General features: G+C 61.8%; 16 protein-coding genes. 8 read left to right on the top strand and 8 right to left on the bottom strand.

Annotation, left to right across the window (positions count from 1 at the left end; genetic code table 11):
* Nucleotides 1-723: 723 nt before the first annotated feature.
* Nucleotides 724-2,319 carry a hypothetical protein gene (locus tag HMPREF9465_RS13635; RefSeq protein WP_005434673.1) on the top strand — a complete coding sequence of 532 codons (1,596 nt, stop codon included), beginning with the start codon at nt 724-726 and terminating at the stop codon, nt 2,317-2,319.
* Nucleotides 2,320-2,764: 445 nt separating this feature from the next.
* Here HMPREF9465_RS13635 and HMPREF9465_RS04940 read toward each other — a convergent pair whose 3' ends face one another.
* From HMPREF9465_RS04940 to HMPREF9465_RS04915, 6 genes are all read right to left on the bottom strand, one after another.
* Nucleotides 2,765-3,829 (bottom strand): IS110 family transposase, encoded by a 1,065-nt coding sequence (locus HMPREF9465_RS04940; RefSeq protein ID WP_005434672.1) that lies wholly within the window; start codon nt 3,827-3,829, stop codon nt 2,765-2,767.
* A 261-nt stretch (nt 3,830-4,090) separates the two neighbouring features.
* A complete protein-coding gene (locus HMPREF9465_RS04935) occupies nt 4,091-4,387 on the bottom strand; it encodes a LysE family translocator (RefSeq protein WP_005434671.1) in 297 nt (98 codons plus the stop codon).
* Between the two features lie 12 nt (nt 4,388-4,399).
* Nucleotides 4,400-5,569: an iron-containing alcohol dehydrogenase gene (locus HMPREF9465_RS04930; RefSeq protein WP_005434670.1), complete on the bottom strand. Its 1,170-nt coding sequence runs from the start codon at nt 5,567-5,569 to the stop codon at nt 4,400-4,402.
* 923 nt (nt 5,570-6,492) lie between these two features.
* On the bottom strand, nt 6,493-8,844 hold the full coding sequence (gene feoB, locus HMPREF9465_RS04925) for a Fe(2+) transporter permease subunit FeoB (RefSeq protein WP_005434668.1): 2,352 nt from the start codon (nt 8,842-8,844) through the stop codon (nt 6,493-6,495).
* Between the two features lie 44 nt (nt 8,845-8,888).
* Nucleotides 8,889-9,116, bottom strand: a complete 228-nt coding sequence (locus HMPREF9465_RS04920) for a FeoA family protein (protein ID WP_005434667.1) — start codon at nt 9,114-9,116, stop codon at nt 8,889-8,891.
* A gap of 21 nt (nt 9,117-9,137) precedes the next feature.
* Nucleotides 9,138-9,383 carry a FeoA family protein gene (locus tag HMPREF9465_RS04915; protein WP_005434666.1) on the bottom strand — a complete coding sequence of 82 codons (246 nt, stop codon included), beginning with the start codon at nt 9,381-9,383 and terminating at the stop codon, nt 9,138-9,140.
* Between the two features lie 364 nt (nt 9,384-9,747).
* Here HMPREF9465_RS04915 and HMPREF9465_RS04910 point away from each other — a divergent pair, with 364 nt between their 5' ends.
* The 5 genes from HMPREF9465_RS04910 to HMPREF9465_RS04890 all read left to right on the top strand — a co-directional run bounded on the left by HMPREF9465_RS04910 (nt 9,748) and on the right by HMPREF9465_RS04890 (nt 14,809).
* Nucleotides 9,748-10,605 (top strand): DUF4357 domain-containing protein, encoded by an 858-nt coding sequence (locus HMPREF9465_RS04910; RefSeq protein ID WP_005434665.1) that lies wholly within the window; start codon nt 9,748-9,750, stop codon nt 10,603-10,605.
* A gap of 333 nt (nt 10,606-10,938) precedes the next feature.
* Nucleotides 10,939-11,226 (top strand): hypothetical protein, encoded by a 288-nt coding sequence (locus HMPREF9465_RS04905; protein WP_005434664.1) that lies wholly within the window; start codon nt 10,939-10,941, stop codon nt 11,224-11,226.
* Nucleotides 11,227-11,265: 39 nt separating this feature from the next.
* Nucleotides 11,266-13,785: a heavy metal translocating P-type ATPase gene (locus tag HMPREF9465_RS04900; protein WP_005434663.1), complete on the top strand. Its 2,520-nt coding sequence runs from the start codon at nt 11,266-11,268 to the stop codon at nt 13,783-13,785.
* A gap of 10 nt (nt 13,786-13,795) precedes the next feature.
* Entirely contained in the window at nt 13,796-14,398 is a 603-nt protein-coding gene (locus HMPREF9465_RS12265; protein ID WP_005434661.1) for an HMA2 domain-containing protein, read from the top strand.
* Nucleotides 14,399-14,434: 36 nt separating this feature from the next.
* A complete protein-coding gene (locus tag HMPREF9465_RS04890; RefSeq protein WP_005434658.1) occupies nt 14,435-14,809 on the top strand; it encodes a hypothetical protein in 375 nt (124 codons plus the stop codon).
* An 84-nt stretch (nt 14,810-14,893) separates the two neighbouring features.
* Here HMPREF9465_RS04890 and HMPREF9465_RS04885 read toward each other — a convergent pair whose 3' ends face one another.
* Together HMPREF9465_RS04885 and HMPREF9465_RS12730 are read right to left on the bottom strand one after the other, a co-directional pair.
* The gene (locus tag HMPREF9465_RS04885; protein WP_005434657.1) at nt 14,894-15,988 is read right to left on the bottom strand and encodes an ATP-binding protein; all 1,095 of its coding nucleotides are present in this window, start codon (nt 15,986-15,988) and stop codon (nt 14,894-14,896) included.
* On the bottom strand, nt 15,952-16,287 hold the full coding sequence (locus tag HMPREF9465_RS12730; protein WP_005434656.1) for a helix-turn-helix domain-containing protein: 336 nt from the start codon (nt 16,285-16,287) through the stop codon (nt 15,952-15,954). The genes HMPREF9465_RS04885 and HMPREF9465_RS12730 overlap by 37 nt, the downstream gene beginning before the upstream one ends.
* 271 nt (nt 16,288-16,558) lie before the next feature.
* On the opposite strand from HMPREF9465_RS12730, the gene HMPREF9465_RS12260 reads away from it, so the two are divergent.
* Both HMPREF9465_RS12260 and HMPREF9465_RS04875 read left to right on the top strand, forming a co-directional pair.
* A complete protein-coding gene (locus HMPREF9465_RS12260; RefSeq protein ID WP_005434655.1) occupies nt 16,559-17,227 on the top strand; it encodes a transposase in 669 nt (222 codons plus the stop codon).
* Nucleotides 17,228-17,254: 27 nt separating this feature from the next.
* Nucleotides 17,255-17,760 (top strand): IS256 family transposase (locus HMPREF9465_RS04875; RefSeq protein WP_005434654.1); only part of this gene is annotated, 506 nt, incomplete at its 3' end.

Here is a 17,760-nt window from a genome sequence, read left to right as displayed (position 1 = left end):
AGTCCATAGTAATGCCCCATCAACATAGGAATCGAGTATTCCTACCGGGGGTGTTTTTTCTTTTTGGTTTCCGGCGCTTCCGCTTTCATACTAAGTCCTAGTCTATGTCGCAGCCAAGCTGGTGCGCATAGCTACTGCTCTCCTCAAATACGGAGAGACGTTCAGCTACGAGAAAGCTGGCATATCAAAGGCGGTTCTAAAGCAGTGGGAGCTTGAACAAGCAAAAGCCGCATAAGTTTAACCGCCCCAAAGAGTCAAGCAAGATCGATTCATGAGATGCCTTAAAGGCGCCGTCAAACAGCCATTGCCCTGAAGTTGCAGGTACTTGCATTCGTCCTTATCTGGCACTGACGGTCTTCTGAAGTTCATGTTGAGCATGGAGTCCTAAACGGGATCCCGACAGCTCTGAGAGATTGGTGGATGGGCCTCTCGCATGAAGAGAATTTGCTTGATCTGAGTCCGCATAACCTGGTAATAGGCTGCGGATCAGGGGCGCTTTTTCCCGTCGTTTTCCTGCGTTCCTGGGCGGGCCTCATTTTCTGAATTCACGCGAGCAAGCTCGCTCAAATAAGTACGGCCCGCGGCCACTGCGAGAGCGCATTCGCGCTCCCGCATCGCCTGCGGCGAAGAAACCTTAACATCTTGCTTGACAAGAGTGGGTGGTCCAGAGATCAATGGGAGGTAAGGCGCACAAAGTTTTCGGACGTGCAGTAACATTGCCTTATGCGCACCTCCACCTCTTCCTACATCGTCGAACTTCCGCTTCGTGTGAACGATCAGCAGAATCGTTTTCTCGAAAAGGCGTTTGAGTTCGGACGCACGCTCTACAATGCGACGCTCGGGTCAGCTCTCGGGCGTCTGCAGCGCATGCGTGAAACGCAGGAGTGGCGGGTGGCACGGGACATGCCCAAGGGGAAAGCACGCACGAAAGCGTTCAGTGCTGTTCATAAAGCCTTTGGACTAACCGAGTTCGGCCTTACGATCATTGCGAATAATCATCGCAAGGCGAGCGGTCGAAAAGACATTGGCGCTCATGAAGCGCAAAGCATTGGTAAAGCGGTCTGGAGGGCTCTACAGCGTCACATGTTCCGGAAAGCCGGCAGACCTCGCTTCAAATCCTTCAGGCGTGGACTCAATTCCATCGAAGGCACGAACAATCGGGAAATCATGTACAAGCCCGAGCGTGGAGCCATTGTCTGGCGCAAACACGCCATCAAGTACATGAAGCCCGATACCGTCTACATGAAAGAGGCGCTTGCCTCTGACCGCAAAGTGAAATACTGCCGAATTGTGCGCAGGACGCTCAACGGCGTCAAACGCTGGTTCGTGCAGCTCGTGGTTGAAAGCCTGCCGCCTGTTCGCAAGGTCTATGCGCCCAAATGCGAGGTTGTCGGCATCGACCCGGGTCCAAGCCGCATTGCTTATTTTCATGAGCAGCATGCGGCGATTGTCGAGGTTGCTCCTCACGTAGATCTTCAGGAGCCGAAGATCCGTCTTCTGCAGCGAAGGATCGACCGTTCAAGACGAGCGAACCATCCCGACAACTACAATCCCGACGGAACCGTGAAAAAGGGTTCGTCGACTTGGAACACAAGCAATCGCGGACGCAGGACGGCGGCAAAGCTTGCCGAGCACCATCGGTGCCTGGCGGCCACCCGCAAGCGCGACCACGGTGAGCTTGTGAACGATCTGTTGCAGATCGGCGGCACGATCAAAATTGAGAAAAACAATTACCGATCTTTTCAACGCTGCTTCGGACGATCGACGAATCGGAGGGGAATGGGCGAGTTTGTGGAGCATCTCAAACGCAAGGCTGAAAGTGCCGGCTGCGAGGTGATCGAACTCAATGCCTATAAGCTGAAGATGTCGCAGTACGATCCGCAAACGGATGTGTATCGTAAGAAGCCGTTGAAGGAAAGGTGGCACCGCTGGGGAAACACCGGCACGCTCGTGCAGCGAGACGCCATGAGTGCATTTCTGGCGTGCCATGCAACTGAAAAAGGACACGACCGAGCCCTTCTCCTGGAGAAGTGGACGACTGCGGAAGCACTGTTGAGCGGCAGCGGTCTGTGTCGTCATGAACCTTGTAGCGACCCTGAAGTATCGAAAGACGCTTCGGGGCTCACGAAGCCGAATTGCGGGAGCAAGGCGGAACGGGAATACATGGTCAGCTCCCCGTTTGCAAGTGTTCGGGGCATTTTTTGGGGTACAACTCCCCCTGGAGGGCGCGCCCATGCGCGTCCTCCATCCAATACGTGGCGAAGCCACACCACTAAATTTGTAAAGTCAGATTACGGAATCGAGAAGGCTTTCATATGACAAGCAGCTGCCTGCCCGGGTTTGGTTCCCCATTCTCTTCGTGAGCGCAGCGCCCGGTAAGTCGCTCGAAAGGCCTCGTCGACTTGCGCACAACAAGCTTTCAGCAGACTCTATTTCCTTCCTTTTTGAGCGCGCACTGCGCGCCTGTAACTCATTCAGACTTCTACCAGAAGAAACCTGCTGCAACTCATTCGAAGTTGAAGAAAGGGCTTCACTGAAATACATCCGCGGTCAGGAGGTATTCATTCCTAAACCTCCGCCGACATAGTGAGATTCGGGGCAATAGAGGTGCTTTATTAAGAGGGCGTGATTAACGCTAACTACGCGATATCACATTACCGTTCACAGCATCACTCTATTGCGTTGAGCACGATTCGTCACTAGTAGTTGCCTTCGTAGTCCTTGGCGGGAATTGGCCGATGATCGCTCTGTGCGATATGCACCTTTAACAGCTTAGTACAGATGTGTAATCGACCTTGTCTTTCATCAGACGATAAATGATTCGAGCTAACTTGGCTGCGATGGCGCAGACAATGACGCCATGTTTCTTTCCGCTGTCTCGCATTTTTCGCACCCAGTCACCGAAATTCCCCTTCCACTTTTCCGCGTACATGAGGACGAGTTGCGCGCACTGCACGAGATTGGAGCGAAGCCTCTTGGGCCCACATTTGGTGATGTGGTTGAGCGTGTTGTTGCCGCCGGTGCTGTTCTGCTTTGGTACAAGCCCGAGGGAGGCCGCAAACTGCCTGCTGTTCTTGAAGCGCCCGAAGTCGACGCCAACATGAACCAGCAGTCCTACTGCCGTCTGAGGTCCAACGCAGGGAACCGTCATGATGCGCTTTGCATTGGCATCCGTTGCCGCCACCTGTTCCAGCCGCCTCTTGGCTTCCTCCTCTTGCTGAAGAAGATTGAGCCAAATCTCACGCCTGCGCTTAAACGAAGCCATCACGTCCTCAGGAATAAGCTCGGCATGCTTTTCAAGATGTGCCACCATGCGGGTCTTAATGAACTTCGAAGATTTTCGGACGGGACATCCGAACTCTTCGAGTCCCGCGTGGATCTGATTGCCTGCTTGAATGCGCAACTCCTGAAGGCTCTTATACTCGTTCTGCAGAAACTGCAGGGACTGCTGCTGTTGACTTTTAATGTAGACGTACGTGGTACCTGGTACGAAGTAAAGCTTGGCGATATAGGCGGCGTCACGCAGGTCATTCTTATGATTGATATTGCGAAGTGCCTTTACGTCGGCCCCTTTAACAAGGCGCACCTCATGACCGAGATCAGCGATACTCCGAGCATGGAACATGCTGCCCTTGCATGCCTCCATCAGGACAACAGCCTGAGGCAGATTGGACAGAATCTCCCGAAGCTTTGCATAGGAGCATCCATCCAGCCTTAAGCAAATTTTTCCGTTCTCATCGTAGCCGATGACATCGCAGTGATCTTTCGCGAGGTCAACGCCGATGACTTTCACGATTTTGCTTTTAGTCGAATTTTGTGTAGTATTCATGTCGAAGCACTCCTCTTGTCGTATGAGTATCAGGACTCAATGGCACTTTGATGCCGGTGTACTCGCATGGGCCCCGAGCCCGCTAGCGAGAGAAAAGAGAGAGTGCTTCTTTTTTTGCCCGTTTGTCAAGTTCTGCATGGATGGTCTCCGGTGTTCGATGCCCCTTGGGAGCTGACCATCTAATTAAGAGGTCTGCCGCGCACACTTTGTACGGACGGTGACGTTCAGGCGGCTTTGCCCCCCGAAAGAGCTGTCTGATGGTCAAAGTGAATCCTCTGTCTTTAAACAGGGGAGCTTCAACGACAGCCAGATGAGGAAGCAGGCGCCGAGGAGCTTGATCGCCGCGAAGAGCATGGGACTCGAGGCGACGATGACACCCACGCCGGACATGCCCGCGATGAAGAGGAACGCGATGCCGAGCGCCGTGCCGAGGGCGCCCGACATGGTCCGGCGCCACCCGTACTCGGCGGCGAGCGTGATGATCATCACGACGCCGAGCCCCGGCGTCAGGATGTTCGCGAGGCTCGTGACGAGAAAGAGCGCGAAGAGACTCGACATGAGGCCCTTTTCTTAGCGGAAGGCGGCTTCGTACACGGCGAGCGTGTCTTCGAAGGTGAAGTAGTTCGCGTCCTGCTCGAAGGCGTGGGCGCCTGCAGAGCGGCAGACTTCGGTCATGGCGGGCAGCTCCTCGCACGTGATGCCCCAGTCGCTCATCTTCAGGTCCTGCATGCCGCAGTCGTGGATGAGACGCGAGAGCGCGCTCAGGAAGTCGGAGGGCTGCACGGCGTCCTCGACGCCCATGGCCCTGGCGAGCGCGACGAAGCGTTCGGACTGTGCGCCCACGGCGACCATGTGGCCGAAGTAGGCCATCGAGAGCATGATGAGGCCTGCGCCGTGCGGGAGTTCGGGATGGAAGGCCGAGAGCGCGTGCTCCATCGCATGGTGGCTCGTGAGGCGCGTAGTCGTCATGACGAAGCCCGCCATGGTGTTGGCGAAGGCGACGTGTTCGCGGGCCTTGATGTCGGTGCCGTCAGCGACGGCCTTGGGAAGCCACGCGGCGAGATGGCGGACGGCCTCAAGCGCATACATGTCGCTCATGAAGTTCGGACGCTTGCCCACGTAGCCTTCGACAGCGTGGAAGAGCGCGTCGAAGCCCTGGTAGGTGGTGAGGGCGGGCGGAACGGAGACCATGAGTTCGGGGTCGACGATAGCGAGCTTCGGGAAGCAGCCCGGGTGCCCGATGCCGACTTTCTCCCTCGTTTCGGGATTGGTGATGACGCCGCCGGCGTCGACTTCGCTGCCGGTGCCCGCGGTCGTCGTGATCGCGACGAGCGGAAGCGGATCATGCTCGAAGGCCCTGCGTCCGCCGGTACCGCCCTGGACGTAGTCCCAGAGCTCGCCGGGATTCGTCGCCATGAGGCCCGAGATCTTCGCGCAGTCCATGACGGAGCCGCCGCCCAGCGCGACGAGGAAGTCGCATCTCTCGTCCTTCATGCGGGCCGCCACCTTCATGACGGTCGAGACCATCGGGTTGGGCTCGACGACGCCCATGTGAACCACGGCAACGCCACGTTCCTCGAGTATGGCGGTGACGCGCGCGAGCGCGCCGATGCGCTCCATCGAGCGGCCGTTCGAGGTGAGAAGCAGGGCCCTGGTGCCGGGCAGGGGCTCGGTGCGAAGGGCCTCGAGCCTGCCGGGACCGAAAACAAGCTTGACCGGGGCGAAGTCGACGAATTGCATGAAAGTCTCTCCAAACAGTTGAAGGCCGGCCGGAAAGGGAGAACCGGACGGCGTCGTTCTAAGCAGTATTGCGTAGGGACATTCTAGCGCCGAAGGCGCGCGGACCAAGAGGGGCTTGAAGCCGGGGGGAAGAAGGCCCGGAGAGAGGCTTGATGAGAAAAGCAGGGGCGCAAAACAAAAAAGGCCGGTCCGCGAGTCGGAATCGGCCTTCAGTCAGCGTGCAATAAAAAAGGGACACGTTCTTCAACATGTCCCGCGCCTTGTGGTGAGTGGTCTCAAACCGTCGGCTTCTTGATCCAGGCTTGCGGCAGCTTGCAACACCTGCTGCCCAAATGGACTCCCAACAGCGACCCGTGATTTCGAAGTTCCGGTCTGATACGCAAGGAACCACATCAACCACAACAGAGTTAACTATATCAGGGTTTCCACGGATTTGCAAGTCGACGTTGCATTTTGTTGCATCCGTCGTCCGCATTCCGCGTGCATGCGGCTCGTCTTCACGAATCCGCTTGCCGCCTGACGCGTTCGGGGCCCGTCCCGGAAGGACGCTTCCCGACTGCCGTGATGAACTTAGGCATTTCCTGCCTCCGGCCGCCTTGTCTCGAGCTCGAAGATCCTTGAGGCGCTTCGAATGGACTCCCAACAGCGGCTTTCGACTTTCGCGTCCTTCGGTCGGAAGAACCGCGTCCATCTCAGCGACTTGAATGGTACAGGAACCCGGCCGTCGCGTGCGGCGATCTAACAAACACTTGCAAACCAATGGAAACGTCATCTGAAGGCGACTTTTGTGACGACTTCGTGACGTGCGAGGGAGGAAGGCGGGATGCTGGGGAAAGGGGCCGGCGGTCGTGCGACCGCCGGCCCCTTCGGGAAGGCCTGGGGAGCCGTGCTGCCGTCAGGGCGGAGCCTGACGGCGGCACTGATCATCGCGTGGCGTAGATCGGGATCACCTTGCGGCCCTTGCCGCCGTTCTTCTTCGCGAAGGTGCGCATCCAGAGGAGCATGCCTGCCAGGATGGCGACGGAGAGGGCGATGGCGACGATCGAGTACGTCGGGTTTTCGGCGAAGGTGCCGAGGCGGTAGACGATCGTGGCGGAGGTGTAGCCGAGCGCCGTTGTCCAGCCGCACAGGAAGAGCGTCCATGCCGTGCCCGCTTCGCGCCAGACGGTCGCGACGGCGGCGCCGCAGGGCATGTAGAGCAGGACCATGAGCAGGTAGCAGAAGGCTGCGAAGCCGCCTCCGAAGAGCTGCTGCATCATGTCGATCGTGTCGACGGCGACTTCCTGTTCTTCGGCGGCAGCGGCCGTGTCGGAGAGGTCGTCGACGTGGATGCCAGCCGGGTCGAGGAGAGCGCCGCCGAGATCGGCGAGGTTCGTCCTGACGCTTTCGAGGGCCTCGACGAGCGTGGCGCCGAAGGACCAGCCGGCTTCGTCTTCAGAGGCTTCCTCGGCAACGCCGTTCTCGGCGTTCTTTGCGCGGGCCATGCTGTCGTAGAGCGAGTTCATCGTGCCGACCACGGCTTCCTTGGCGAGGACGCCCGTGAAGATGCCGACGGCGGCAGGCCAGTTCTCTTCGGAGACGCCCATGGGCTCGAGGACCGGAACGATCGTGCGGCCGATTTCGGAGAGGACGGACTCGTTCGTGTCCTCATGGCCCCAGGTGCCGTCGGTGCCCATCGAGTTGAGGATGGAGAGACAGGCGACGATCACGACGATGACGCGGCCGGCGTGCAGCACGAAGCCCTTGAGGCGGTCCCAGGTGCGCAGCATCACGCCCTTGACGGTCGGGATGTGGTACGGCGGGATCTCCATCACGAAGGCCGAGGCGGCGCCCGGAAGGGCGATGCGCTTGAGCAGGAGGCCCGTGACGACGGCGGCGAGGATGCCGATGAGGTAGAGGCCGAAGACGAGGTTCTGGCCGTTGGTCGGGAAGAACGCCGTGGCGAAGAGCACGTAGACCGGGAGACGGGCGCCGCAGCTCATGAACGGAGCCATCATGATCGTGATGATGCGGTCGGAGGCGCGGTCCATCGTGCGGGTGGCCATGATGGCGGGCACGTTGCAGCCGAAGCCGACGAGCAGCGGCACGAAGGCCTTGCCCGGCAGGCCGAGGGCGCGCATCAGGCGGTCCATGACGAATGCGGCGCGGGCCATGTAGCCGGAGTCCTCGAGAATGGCGAGGAAGAAGAAGAGGAAGAAGACGACCGGGATGAAGGTTGCGACCGTCTGGATGCCGCCGCCGATGCCGTTGGCGAGCATGACGCGCAGCCAGTCGGGCGCGCCGAGGGTTTCGAGCAGGGCGCCGAAGCCGTCGACGAGGACGCCGCCCACGAGAATGTCGAAGAAGTCGATGAAGGCCGCCCCGAGATTCTGCGTGAAGAGGAACATCAGGTACATCACGAAGAGGAAGATCGGCAGGCCGAGCCAGCGGTTGAGCACGATGCGGTCGATCCTGTCCGTGAGCGTCTCGCCGGGCTTGCCCTTGCGGACGACGGCGTCGGCGGCGATCGCGCCGACGAATTCGTAGCGGGCGCCCGCGATGGCGATGTCAAGGTCGCCGTCGAAGTCGGCGGAGACGGGCTCCATGATCGACTTGGCGCGCTCGAACATGCCGTCGGGGAGCTTTTCCTCGATGCCGGGAGCGGATTCCATCACCTGGAGGGCAAACCAGCGCGGACGGGCGACGCCGCCCGCCTTGAGCTCGGCCTCGAGCTTGTCGATGCAGGTGGTGATGCGCTCGTCGAAGCGGATCTTCATCGGCGGGACGACGGGGTTGGCGAGGAACTCGCTGATGCGGTCCTTGAGCTCGCTGATGCCCGAGGAGCGGGAGGCGACGATGCCCACGACGGGGCAGCCGAGGGCCTTCTCAAGCTCGTTGAGGCGGATTTCGATCTTGTGCTGCTTCGCGACGTCGAGCATGTTGACGACGACGAGCATCGGCACGCGCATCTCGATGAGCTGTGCGGTGAGGTAGAGGTTGCGCTCGAGGTTGGAGGCGTCGATGATGTTGACGACGCATTCCGTCTCGCCCGTGAGGATGTAGTCGCGAGCGACGCGCTCATCCTCGCCCGCTGCGGAGGACGGCGTGATGGAGTAGATGCCGGGAAGGTCGGTGATCTCGACTTCCTCGCCGCGCCAGGCGTAGGAGCCCGTCTTCTTCTCGACGGTCACGCCGGGCCAGTTGCCCACGTCTTGCTTGGCGCCCGTGAGCGCATTGAAGAGCGTCGTCTTGCCGCAGTTCGGATTGCCGACAACGCAGATGGCTTTTTTCGTCATGATGTTCGCTTGAATGGTTGGAAAGTGAATGCGGTCGGCGTGAATCAGTCCACGGAGACTTCCATGATGGCGGCTTCGTCGCGGCGCACGCTGATCATGCTGCCGCGAACGCGGATTTCAACCGGATCGCCCAGAGGTGCGATGCGGACCACTTCGAATTCGGCGCCGGGCGTGGCGCCGAGCATCAGGAGACGACGGCGGTATTCGGGCTGTTCCTTTCTGAGGGCGACGATCCTGCCGCGGGCGCCGGGAGAGAGTTCCTTGAGAAGCATGAGAGTGGATCCTTTTTCTGATTAGAAGACGTAGATGCGCTTGGCCGTGTCGAAGTTGACGCCGATGCGGCCGTCGCCGACGCCAATGAGAATGCTCTGGCCGGCTTCACCATGAAGACGGCGGATTTCGGCGCCGGGGCGAAGACCGAGCTCGGACAGACGCGCCTCTTCGGCGGCATCGAGCTTGATGCGGGCGACCGAGGCGCAGGAGCCGGTCTCAAGATCCGTGAGACGGCGGAGCGTTTTTGCGGGAGTGTTGTTCATCATTTGCGGCTTGTCCGAGTGTGAGTAAGGACGATTCCGCCGTTGTGGACGGAATGGTGATCGGAATATAACTGAGAACCATTCGCATTACAACTTTTGTCAAGACGGGCGCCGACGGCTTCGGGAGCGTTGCGGCAGTGGGGAAAACATTGAATGGAGTGAGAATCGTTCTCCTTATGCAGCATGTATTTTTCTTGATGTAAGTCAAATGAGAAGCAATCTCATTCCCTATTGCGAGAGCGAAAGCCATAGGAGAGGACTTGGAGTCCCGTTCGGGGCGCCTTGAGGCGGAACTCGCGGAGGCGTCTGCAGAGGCACTAGAATGAGGCAGGAGATTTTCAGGACACGGCACAAGGGAGGCGCCTCCATGGCACTGCGCGACATCAGACTCTGGCTTCACGACGGCACGCCCGCGGGCGCGAGGACCGTCTTCGAGGGGGACGCCTTCGTCTCGATCCTCGGAGCGGATGACGCCGCTCGGGAGGCGCTTGCGCTTCTTGGCGGGTGTGAGGCCGTGACGGTGTTCGCGGGGCCCGATGCGATGCCGGGACGCCTGGTGGCGGCCGTCGTCTCGGGAGACGTTCGCGAGGCTGCGGCGGGGTGCCTGCCTGAAAACGGCAGGACGCCCTTCACGTCGGTCGTCGTGCTCGGCGCTCCGGGGGCGGCGCACCTTGAGTATGCGGTCCGCGCAGCGGTGGCGTCCTCGGGCGGCGTGACCTTCCTTGACGGCGTCGAGGCGCAGGAAGAGGCGGGGCCGCTGCCCGCCGCCTGGACCTCGCTTGCGGCCGTGGCGGGCGGAGCGCCCGCATGGCTTGCCGAACGTCACGACGTCCGTGACGGAGACTGCGCCCGCGCGTTCCCCGGTCTGCCGCTCTCCTGCACGGGGCGCGGCGCACAGGCCCGCGCACGGCTTGTGCGCGGCGGCATCCTCATCCTTGCAGGGAGCCGCTGCTCGCCCTCCGACGCAACGCCGTCCCTCATCGCCCCGATCCGCGACGCCATCAAGCGCCTCGTCGACGCGGGCGATCTTGAAAAGCGCGACGGCGTCTGGACCTTCGTGCGAGACGTGAGCCTCGCCTCGCCCGTGCAGGCCGCCTCGATCGTAATGCGCACCTCGGCGGGAGCCGCCGCCTGGGAGACCGAGGACGGCGACACGCTCGCCGAAAGACTCGCACCGCGCCACCACACGAGCGCACACACAGCCGAGGGTAGGGATAAACCCTGATAAAAATTGGTGCGAAAACAACAGCCATCCTGAGCACGGAGCCCTTTTTCGACGGGTTTCGTGCTTTTTTGCATTCGCTTGAGCAGGACGCACCAAAGACGGCGATAATGGAATTTCGCAGAAACGATTGCATTTCAGGCGTTTTCGTTGTCTTTGCGCGACAGGTCGGGCGTGCCGCCCGATTTTTGGCGTGACAATGAGAATTGTTCGCGTATAGAATACAGTCGGCGGGGCGGCTTCAGGAGACGCATTCCCGCGCACATTTTCAGGACGGCCGGACCAGCACGCCGGCGGCCGCTCCTTTTTCCCACGAAGGCGTGCGGAGAACGAAAAATGAATGAAACGACGAAGTACGGCCTCTTTTTCCTCGGCGGCGTTGTCCTCGGTGCTCTTGGTGCAGTGGCGGTGACCCGCGGCAAGCTCGACGTCAAGCCGCTGGCCACGGACCTCCTCTCCGCCGGCATCGACCTCAAGGAAAAGGCCCTGTCCGCAGTTGAAAGCGCGAAGGAGGACATCGCCGACGCCGTCGCCGAAGCCCAGGTCAAGTCTCAGGAGAAGAAGGCCCGCGCCGAAGAGGCCGAAGCCGCCAAGGTCGAGGACAAGACGGCTGAAGCCGCCTGATCGCCGGCCCCGCCGGCCCGACTCTATAGGCATGCGCACATGCTTTTCCATCTTGTACATGAGGTCGGCAACCGCCAGCGCTGGCGTACGAAGGAGACTCTTTCGCACGCCTCCGCGGCGCTGATTGCCGATCAGATCTCAGGCATTGCCGGCGTCACCGGCGTGTCGGCCAATCCGCGCACGGGCTCCGTGATCGTGACCTACGACACGGGCGAGGCCCGTGCAGCGCTGGCCGAATATCTCGCCGGCCTTGCCGTCAATCCGCCGATCCGCCGCGCCGAGCGCGCGGCGTTCGTTTCCGCGCCCCGCGGCCCCGCCGTGCTCGAGCCCGCCGAGGTCGTGCGCCGCGTGGTGCCCACCCGCGCCGCCGAGGCGATCGAGGTGCTGAGCGAAAACCGTCTCGTGAGACACGTCTCGAAGGCGGTGCGCTCGGGCGCCTCCAACATGCCCGTCCTCTCGTTCGTGGTGCGCCCGATCCTGCGCTTCCTCGGACTGGCGGGGCAGGGCATGGGCGGAATCGTCTCCCGCGTCGCGCCCGCGCTTGCCTCGCCGAAGGCTGCGGGCGGCGAGGGCGCCCTTGCCGCCAACAACTACCGGGCGGACGACGCCGAGCTCGACTTCGGTCCGCTTGCGCGCTTCGTCTTCCTTCGCCCTTTCCTGCCCGTCGTTGCCAATGCGGCCAACGCCTTCCTCGGCGCCGTGCCGATCATCCGCGAGGGCATCTCCGAGCTTTTCAAGGGCCGTCTCAATGTCGCCGTACTCGACGCCTCCGCGCTCATCGTCTCGCTCCTGCGCCGCGACTTCAAGACCGCCGGCCTGCTCGTTCTGCTGCTCGGCATGGGCGAGATGCTCGAGAACTACGCGCGCAGGAAGTCGATGGCCTCGCTCGCCGAGCAGCTCTCGGTGAAGTGCGACGTCGTCTGGGTCCGCGAGGACGAAGAACTGCGCCAGAAGCCCCTCGCCGACGTGACGCCCGAGGACGTGATCGTCGTGCGCTCTGGCAGCGTCATTCCCGTCGACGGCGTTGTGCTTGACGGCGAGGCCGCCGTGAACCAGACCGCGATGACGGGCGAGCCGCTCGCAGTTCACCGCACCACGGGCGGCGCCGTCTTTGCCGGCACCGTCGTCGAGAGCGGCGAGATCGGCATTCGTCCGACGGGCATCGGCGACGGCACGCGCCTCTCGCAGATCATCAGCTTCGTCGAGGAAAGCGAGAAGGTGAAGGCGGGCATCGAGAGCAAGGCGCTCAAGTTCGCCGATGCGATCGTGCCCTTCAACTTCGCGCTCGCGGCCATCGTCTGGCTCGTCACGCGCGATCTGACCCGCACGGCCTCCGTGCTGCTCGTCGACTACAGCTGCGCGCTGCGCCTGGCGACGCCGCTTGCCATCCTCTCCTCCATGAAGGAAGGCACGGCCCGAGGGGTCGTCGTCAAGGGCGGCCGCTACCTCGAGGCGCTTGCCGAAGTCGACACCGTCGTCTTCGACAAGACGGGCACGCTCACCAACGCCACTCCGCACCTCTCCGACGTGGTCTCCCTCACGGAGGACATGTCCGAGGACGAGCTGCTGACGCTCTCCGCCTGTCTTGAGGAGCACTTCCCGCATCCCGTCTCGCGCGCCATCGTGGACGCGGCCGAAGAGAAGGGGCTTGCACACCATGACGAGCAGCACGACGCCGAGGTGAAGTACGTCGTCGCCCACGGCATCTGCTCGAAGGTCGACGGCGAGACCGTGCTGCTGGGTTCGCGCCACTTCATCGAGGACGACGAAGGCGTGAGCTGCGAAGCCGCACGCCCCCACGTCGAGCGTCTGGCCTCTCAGGGCAAGACCATTCTCTACGTCGCGCTTTCGGGCCGCCTCATCGGCGTGCTCGGCATCGAGGATCCGATCCGCGATGAGGCTGAAGGCGTCATCAAGGCACTGCACGCCCGCGGCAAGAAGGTCGTCATGCTCACGGGTGACGATGAGCGCACGGCTGCGGCCGTCGCGGCACGCCTCGGCATCGACGCCTGGCGCGCTCAGGTGCTTCCGTCCGACAAGGCCGACGAAGTCCTGCGTCTCAAGGACGCGGGCGCGAAGGTCCTGATGATCGGCGACGGCATCAACGACAGTCCCGCGCTGAGCGCGGCCGATGTCGGCGTGACGATGCGCGACGGCACGGACATCGCGCAGGAGGTGGCGGACGTCATCATGGCGCCTTCGCTCGAATACCTGCTCGTCGCCCTTGACCTCGGCGAAGCCACGATGAAGCGCATCCGCAGCAACGTCGGCATTTCCGTGGGCCTCAACTCGGCGTTCCTTGCGGGCGGCCTCACGGGCATTCTGATGCCGGCCGTCTCGGCGCTGCTTCACAACGCCACGACGATCGGCGTGTGCCTCAACGCCATGCGCCCCGAACTCGGCCACTACGACGGGGAGACCCGTTATGCGGACGAACTCCGGAAGGACGTGGCCGACATGTTCAACCGCCTGGGCGGCGTGATCCGCGGCGTCGATTCGGAGGCCGCCGGCGCTCCGCGCGTTGCCGTGACCGCGCTCGAAGCCACGGGCGTCGCATAAGGAGACAGACATGGCAGACATTCGCGACTGCGTGAGAAGCCTGCTGCCGGGACGCGCGCGCCTGCGCCATCCCATGCTTCACGGCCTGGAGGCCGAGTCTTGCAGGGAGGTCGCGGGCATGCTCGAGACCATTCCCGGCGTGACGGGCGTGTCGATCAACCCGCGCGTGGGCTCGCTCCTCATCACCTGGAACGAGGCCGAGACGACGGCCGAGACGCTGCTTGAGACGGTCGAGGGCTACGCCGCCATCTTCTTCGCCGCAGGCGCAGAAGATGAGGCTGGGGCCGCTGCGCCCGCGGACGAAAAGGAGACGTCCTGCACGGCATGTCGTGCCGTCGAAAGGGCGGCGGAAGCCGCCGGGAGCGTGCTCGGCAGGATCGAGTCCGCAGGCGTCGGCACCTTCGGCGCGGCCGCCCGCACGCTCATGCCCGAAACGTCGAGGCGCAATCCGAAGCGCGCCGCCCGCATCCTGCAGAACCGCACGATGCTCGGCGCCCTTGCGCTCTCGATCGGCGCGCTCGGCGTCAGGCAGACGGGGCTGCATCTCTGGGCGGGCGTCGCCTTCATGGCGCTTCTTGCCCTGCACCTGCAGCAGCACCGCCGCGTCCTCTAAAATACGGGCATTCACCACCGCCGCCACGGATTGCGCATGCAGAAAGACTCCCTCCCGACCAGGATCCTGAAGATTATCCTCGCCGTGCTCGTCACGGTACTGGCCGTCTCCGCCCTGGCCGCCGTGACGGCGCTCCTTCTCTACGGCCTCGTGCTGGCGGCGGTGGCGCTCGTGCTCCTTTTCATTCTTTCGCCCGAGGACCTCAGGGCCTTCGTCAAGGCGGCCGGAGAACGCATCGACGGCTGGATCGGCCGCCTCGAGGGGCTCTGGCGCAGCGTCAAGGAGGGGCTCGACGCCTGGGGCGCCCGCGAAATGGCCGCGCGCGGCGAGGGCGACAATGAGCGCCCGCCCGCTCAGACAGGGCAGGGCGACGGGCTTCCCGCTAGCGGCGAGCCTTCGGAAAAGGCATAGTGCCGGACGGCGAAAGAGACATCGAAAAGAGGCGGACTCCGCAGGGAGCCGCCTCTTTTTTGTAAGCCGTTCGGCAGTCCGTCTTCAACTGGAGAGCCTGTAGCGCTGCCGCGGGCTGTGGAGCGGTTCCATGCGCTCGATGAGGCCTGCGTCGATCATGCGGCGGAGCTTGGCGAGCACGGTGCTTCTCGAGAGGCCCGAACATCGCACGATCTCGGTGAGCGCAATCGAGTCACGCTCGGAGAGCGCCGTCGTGAGGTCGTATTCGAAGTCCGTCCAGTGCACGATGCGCTCCTCGCGGAAGAAGACGAGCGAAACGGCGGAGACCCAGTCGTGCACGACGGCTCTGGGTCTGCCTGCGGCCTCAAGCGCCTCGTCGATGAGAAGCAGCCCCTGAGTGCCAGGCTCGAGCACGGTGCCGGGCCTTCCGTCCGCATCAGGGCAGGGCGTGCACTCGAGAATGCGTGTGAGGTTGGCGTTGCGAAGCGCCGCCAGACCGTGGATCTGGCGGTTGTAGACGGCCGCCCTGAAGAAACCGCCCGGATTGAGGATCTCGAGCCTGTCGTCGAAGAGGTCGATGCGCACCTGCGAGCCACGGCCTTCGGGCGAATAGTCGCGGTGCTGAAGCGCGTTCACGACCGCCTCGTGGCAGGCGCGAAGCGGATATGCGAAGCCGTCCGCCGTCCTCAGGCGCTCTGCAAGGAGGTTCACGGCCGTCTCGACCATGTAGGGCACGGGGCCGTTGATGGAACGGGTTTCACCCGTTCCTCTGACCGTGAGGACGATGTTGAGCCTTGGAAAGAACTGCTGCGGATAGACGCCCGCCGCGAGAAGTCCGCCGAGCGTCGGGACAAGGCGTCCCGCGCCCTCGGCGAGCACGCCCGTCTTGACGAGAATCTCCTCGCCCGCCATGCCGCCGAAGACGGAGGGCGTCATGGCGCGGTTGCGCTCGACCATCGTCTTGAGGACGGCGGCGTCGAGGTCCGTGACGGACGCCTCGGAGACGTGCTCGGTGTCCCAGACGGGCTGCATGCGGCTTTCGCACATGCGGTCGACCTCGTAGTGCGTCAGTCGCTTGTCGCCGTCGCCCGTGCGGATGAAGCTTCCGGCCACGGGGCCGCGGTCCGTGATGTAGGCGGGCCTCAGGTCGGGTTCGAGCGCAGGAATGACGGCGGCCACGACTTCGGCGCCCTCGAACGGCTGTCGGGTCTGCAGGGAGGCGTGATGGTGTCGCAGGCGGAAAGGAGCGCGTTGTGAAGGCGTCTTGCGTTGAAGCCCTCGACCGGTGTGAAGCCGCGGCGCTCGGAGAGGCCGAGGATGAGGATGCCGCCCGTGTGGTTCATGAAGGCCGAAAGCGTCTCACCGATGCTCTCGGGCAGCTTCCAGGCGGCCTCCTTCACTTCGACGAGCTGAGTGTCCGTGCCGATGGTGCGCAGGCGGCGCACGATTTTGGCGAGCAGCTTGTTCGGATCCTGCATGATGCACGCTCCTTCTTCGCGGGCTTTTGCAGGAAGTGTACGAAGTCGTGCGGCAAGTGCACCAGAGGATTAACAAAACCCGCGTAATTCCCCATCCAATGCGACGCATTGGGTGGGGATGTATAGCGGGCCGAGCGTTAGCTCGGCTACAGCTGTATAGTATTGAGTACGGTTCTGGTGCTCATTTTTCCATGATTCGACACCACCAAATCCCAATGGATGTAACTGTTGCAGACGCTGTCTGCGCGGCTTCGAAATAACGGTCTTTGAAATGTCTCAACGAGTGGAACGGATAGTCGTCAAGCCTGGGCATACGCATTACCTCGCGTGCCATAGGCTGTGTTCTGCCGCCCGCAAGTTGGGCAATCAGGCCGTCTACATCCAACGGCAGAGAATTTTTGCCAAAGAACCTTGGTTGAACCGAGTTCAGTTGGATCAAACCGTTCGGAGCGAATGCACCGAGTCGTATAGAAATATGCCTTCGGCTGCATCCGCTCAACGACAGACTCAGATCATCCAAGAGCAATTCGTTTCATGGAATAAGGCCAAGAAAGCTTATCTGTCTGATCCGAGCAAGTTCCAGGCGATGCCGCGACTGCCGGGTTACAGCAAAAAGTATCGAACTTTCGTCGTTGGGCGTAATGGCTATAAGGTTGTCGATGGCAATCTTGTTATCACCGACAAGAACGACATTGGTTTTCCTCGGTTGCCAATCCGCTCTTGTGAAAATCAGCCTCTCAACGCCAAAATAAATGAAACGATAGTTGGCGACGTGCGAATTGTTCCGCACGGGAACGCCTTTTTCATCGAACTGACCTATCAGGTCGCTTGTTCGACCTCCATCCTGCTCGACGGCAGCCGTGCGTGCCTGGTTGATGTTGGGCTTCGCAATATCGTCACTCTTGCTGAGAGCGTCAGAAATTTTGTGTCCATGGGATAATCGGAGCCCGCCAAACGGGTGCATCCAATGAACACGAACACCAAACGCAATTCTCGTAAGAAGTCCACCACCCCCCTCGATAGCCACATCGAGCAGTACGTTTCCGAGCTTCGAGCATCGGGCCGCCCCCTAGGAGCCGAAGCCTTCTCCGAGGCCGTACGTACCTTCTCCCAACGCTTTGTCGAAGCCATGCTGCAGGGAGAAATGGATGCCCATCTCACCGGCTGTCAGCCCACCGAAACGCCTCCTGAAGAAGTTGATGCTGACGAGCTTTCCCTTGTCCCCAACAAGCGCAACGGCTTTAGCCACAAGACCCTCAAGACCGAGTTCGGTCCTCTGCCGCTGAGCGTCCCTCGTGATCGCCGGAACACTTTCGACCCTATCATCGTGCCCAAGCACAGCCGGTCGTTCGGCAAGATGGACGAGCAGATCATCGCCATGTACGCCCGGGGCATGAGCACCCGCGACATCCAGGCGTTCATCGACAACCTCTACGGTGTGGACATCAGCCCCGACTACGTTAGCAAGGTCAC

Source organism: Sutterella wadsworthensis 2_1_59BFAA (assembly GCF_000297775.1).
Lineage (GTDB): Bacteria > Pseudomonadota > Gammaproteobacteria > Burkholderiales > Burkholderiaceae_F > Sutterella > Sutterella wadsworthensis_A.
This window is presented reverse-complemented; position numbering and strand designations above follow the sequence as displayed.

Coding starts and splice junctions, on each gene's coding strand:
- HMPREF9465_RS13635 (WP_005434673.1), top strand. CDS start 724: ATGCGCACCTCCACCTCTTCCTACATCGTCGAACTTCCGCTTCGTGTG.
- HMPREF9465_RS04940 (WP_005434672.1), bottom strand. CDS start 3,829: ATGAATACTACACAAAATTCGACTAAAAGCAAAATCGTGAAAGTCATC.
- HMPREF9465_RS04935 (WP_005434671.1), bottom strand. CDS start 4,387: ATGTCGAGTCTCTTCGCGCTCTTTCTCGTCACGAGCCTCGCGAACATC.
- HMPREF9465_RS04930 (WP_005434670.1), bottom strand. CDS start 5,569: ATGCAATTCGTCGACTTCGCCCCGGTCAAGCTTGTTTTCGGTCCCGGC.
- feoB (WP_005434668.1), bottom strand. CDS start 8,844: ATGACGAAAAAAGCCATCTGCGTTGTCGGCAATCCGAACTGCGGCAAG.
- HMPREF9465_RS04920 (WP_005434667.1), bottom strand. CDS start 9,116: ATGCTTCTCAAGGAACTCTCTCCCGGCGCCCGCGGCAGGATCGTCGCC.
- HMPREF9465_RS04915 (WP_005434666.1), bottom strand. CDS start 9,383: ATGATGAACAACACTCCCGCAAAAACGCTCCGCCGTCTCACGGATCTT.
- HMPREF9465_RS04910 (WP_005434665.1), top strand. CDS start 9,748: ATGGCACTGCGCGACATCAGACTCTGGCTTCACGACGGCACGCCCGCG.
- HMPREF9465_RS04905 (WP_005434664.1), top strand. CDS start 10,939: ATGAATGAAACGACGAAGTACGGCCTCTTTTTCCTCGGCGGCGTTGTC.
- HMPREF9465_RS04900 (WP_005434663.1), top strand. CDS start 11,266: ATGCTTTTCCATCTTGTACATGAGGTCGGCAACCGCCAGCGCTGGCGT.
- HMPREF9465_RS12265 (WP_005434661.1), top strand. CDS start 13,796: ATGGCAGACATTCGCGACTGCGTGAGAAGCCTGCTGCCGGGACGCGCG.
- HMPREF9465_RS04890 (WP_005434658.1), top strand. CDS start 14,435: ATGCAGAAAGACTCCCTCCCGACCAGGATCCTGAAGATTATCCTCGCC.
- HMPREF9465_RS12730 (WP_005434656.1), bottom strand. CDS start 16,287: ATGCAGGATCCGAACAAGCTGCTCGCCAAAATCGTGCGCCGCCTGCGC.
- HMPREF9465_RS12260 (WP_005434655.1), top strand. CDS start 16,559: ATGTCTCAACGAGTGGAACGGATAGTCGTCAAGCCTGGGCATACGCAT.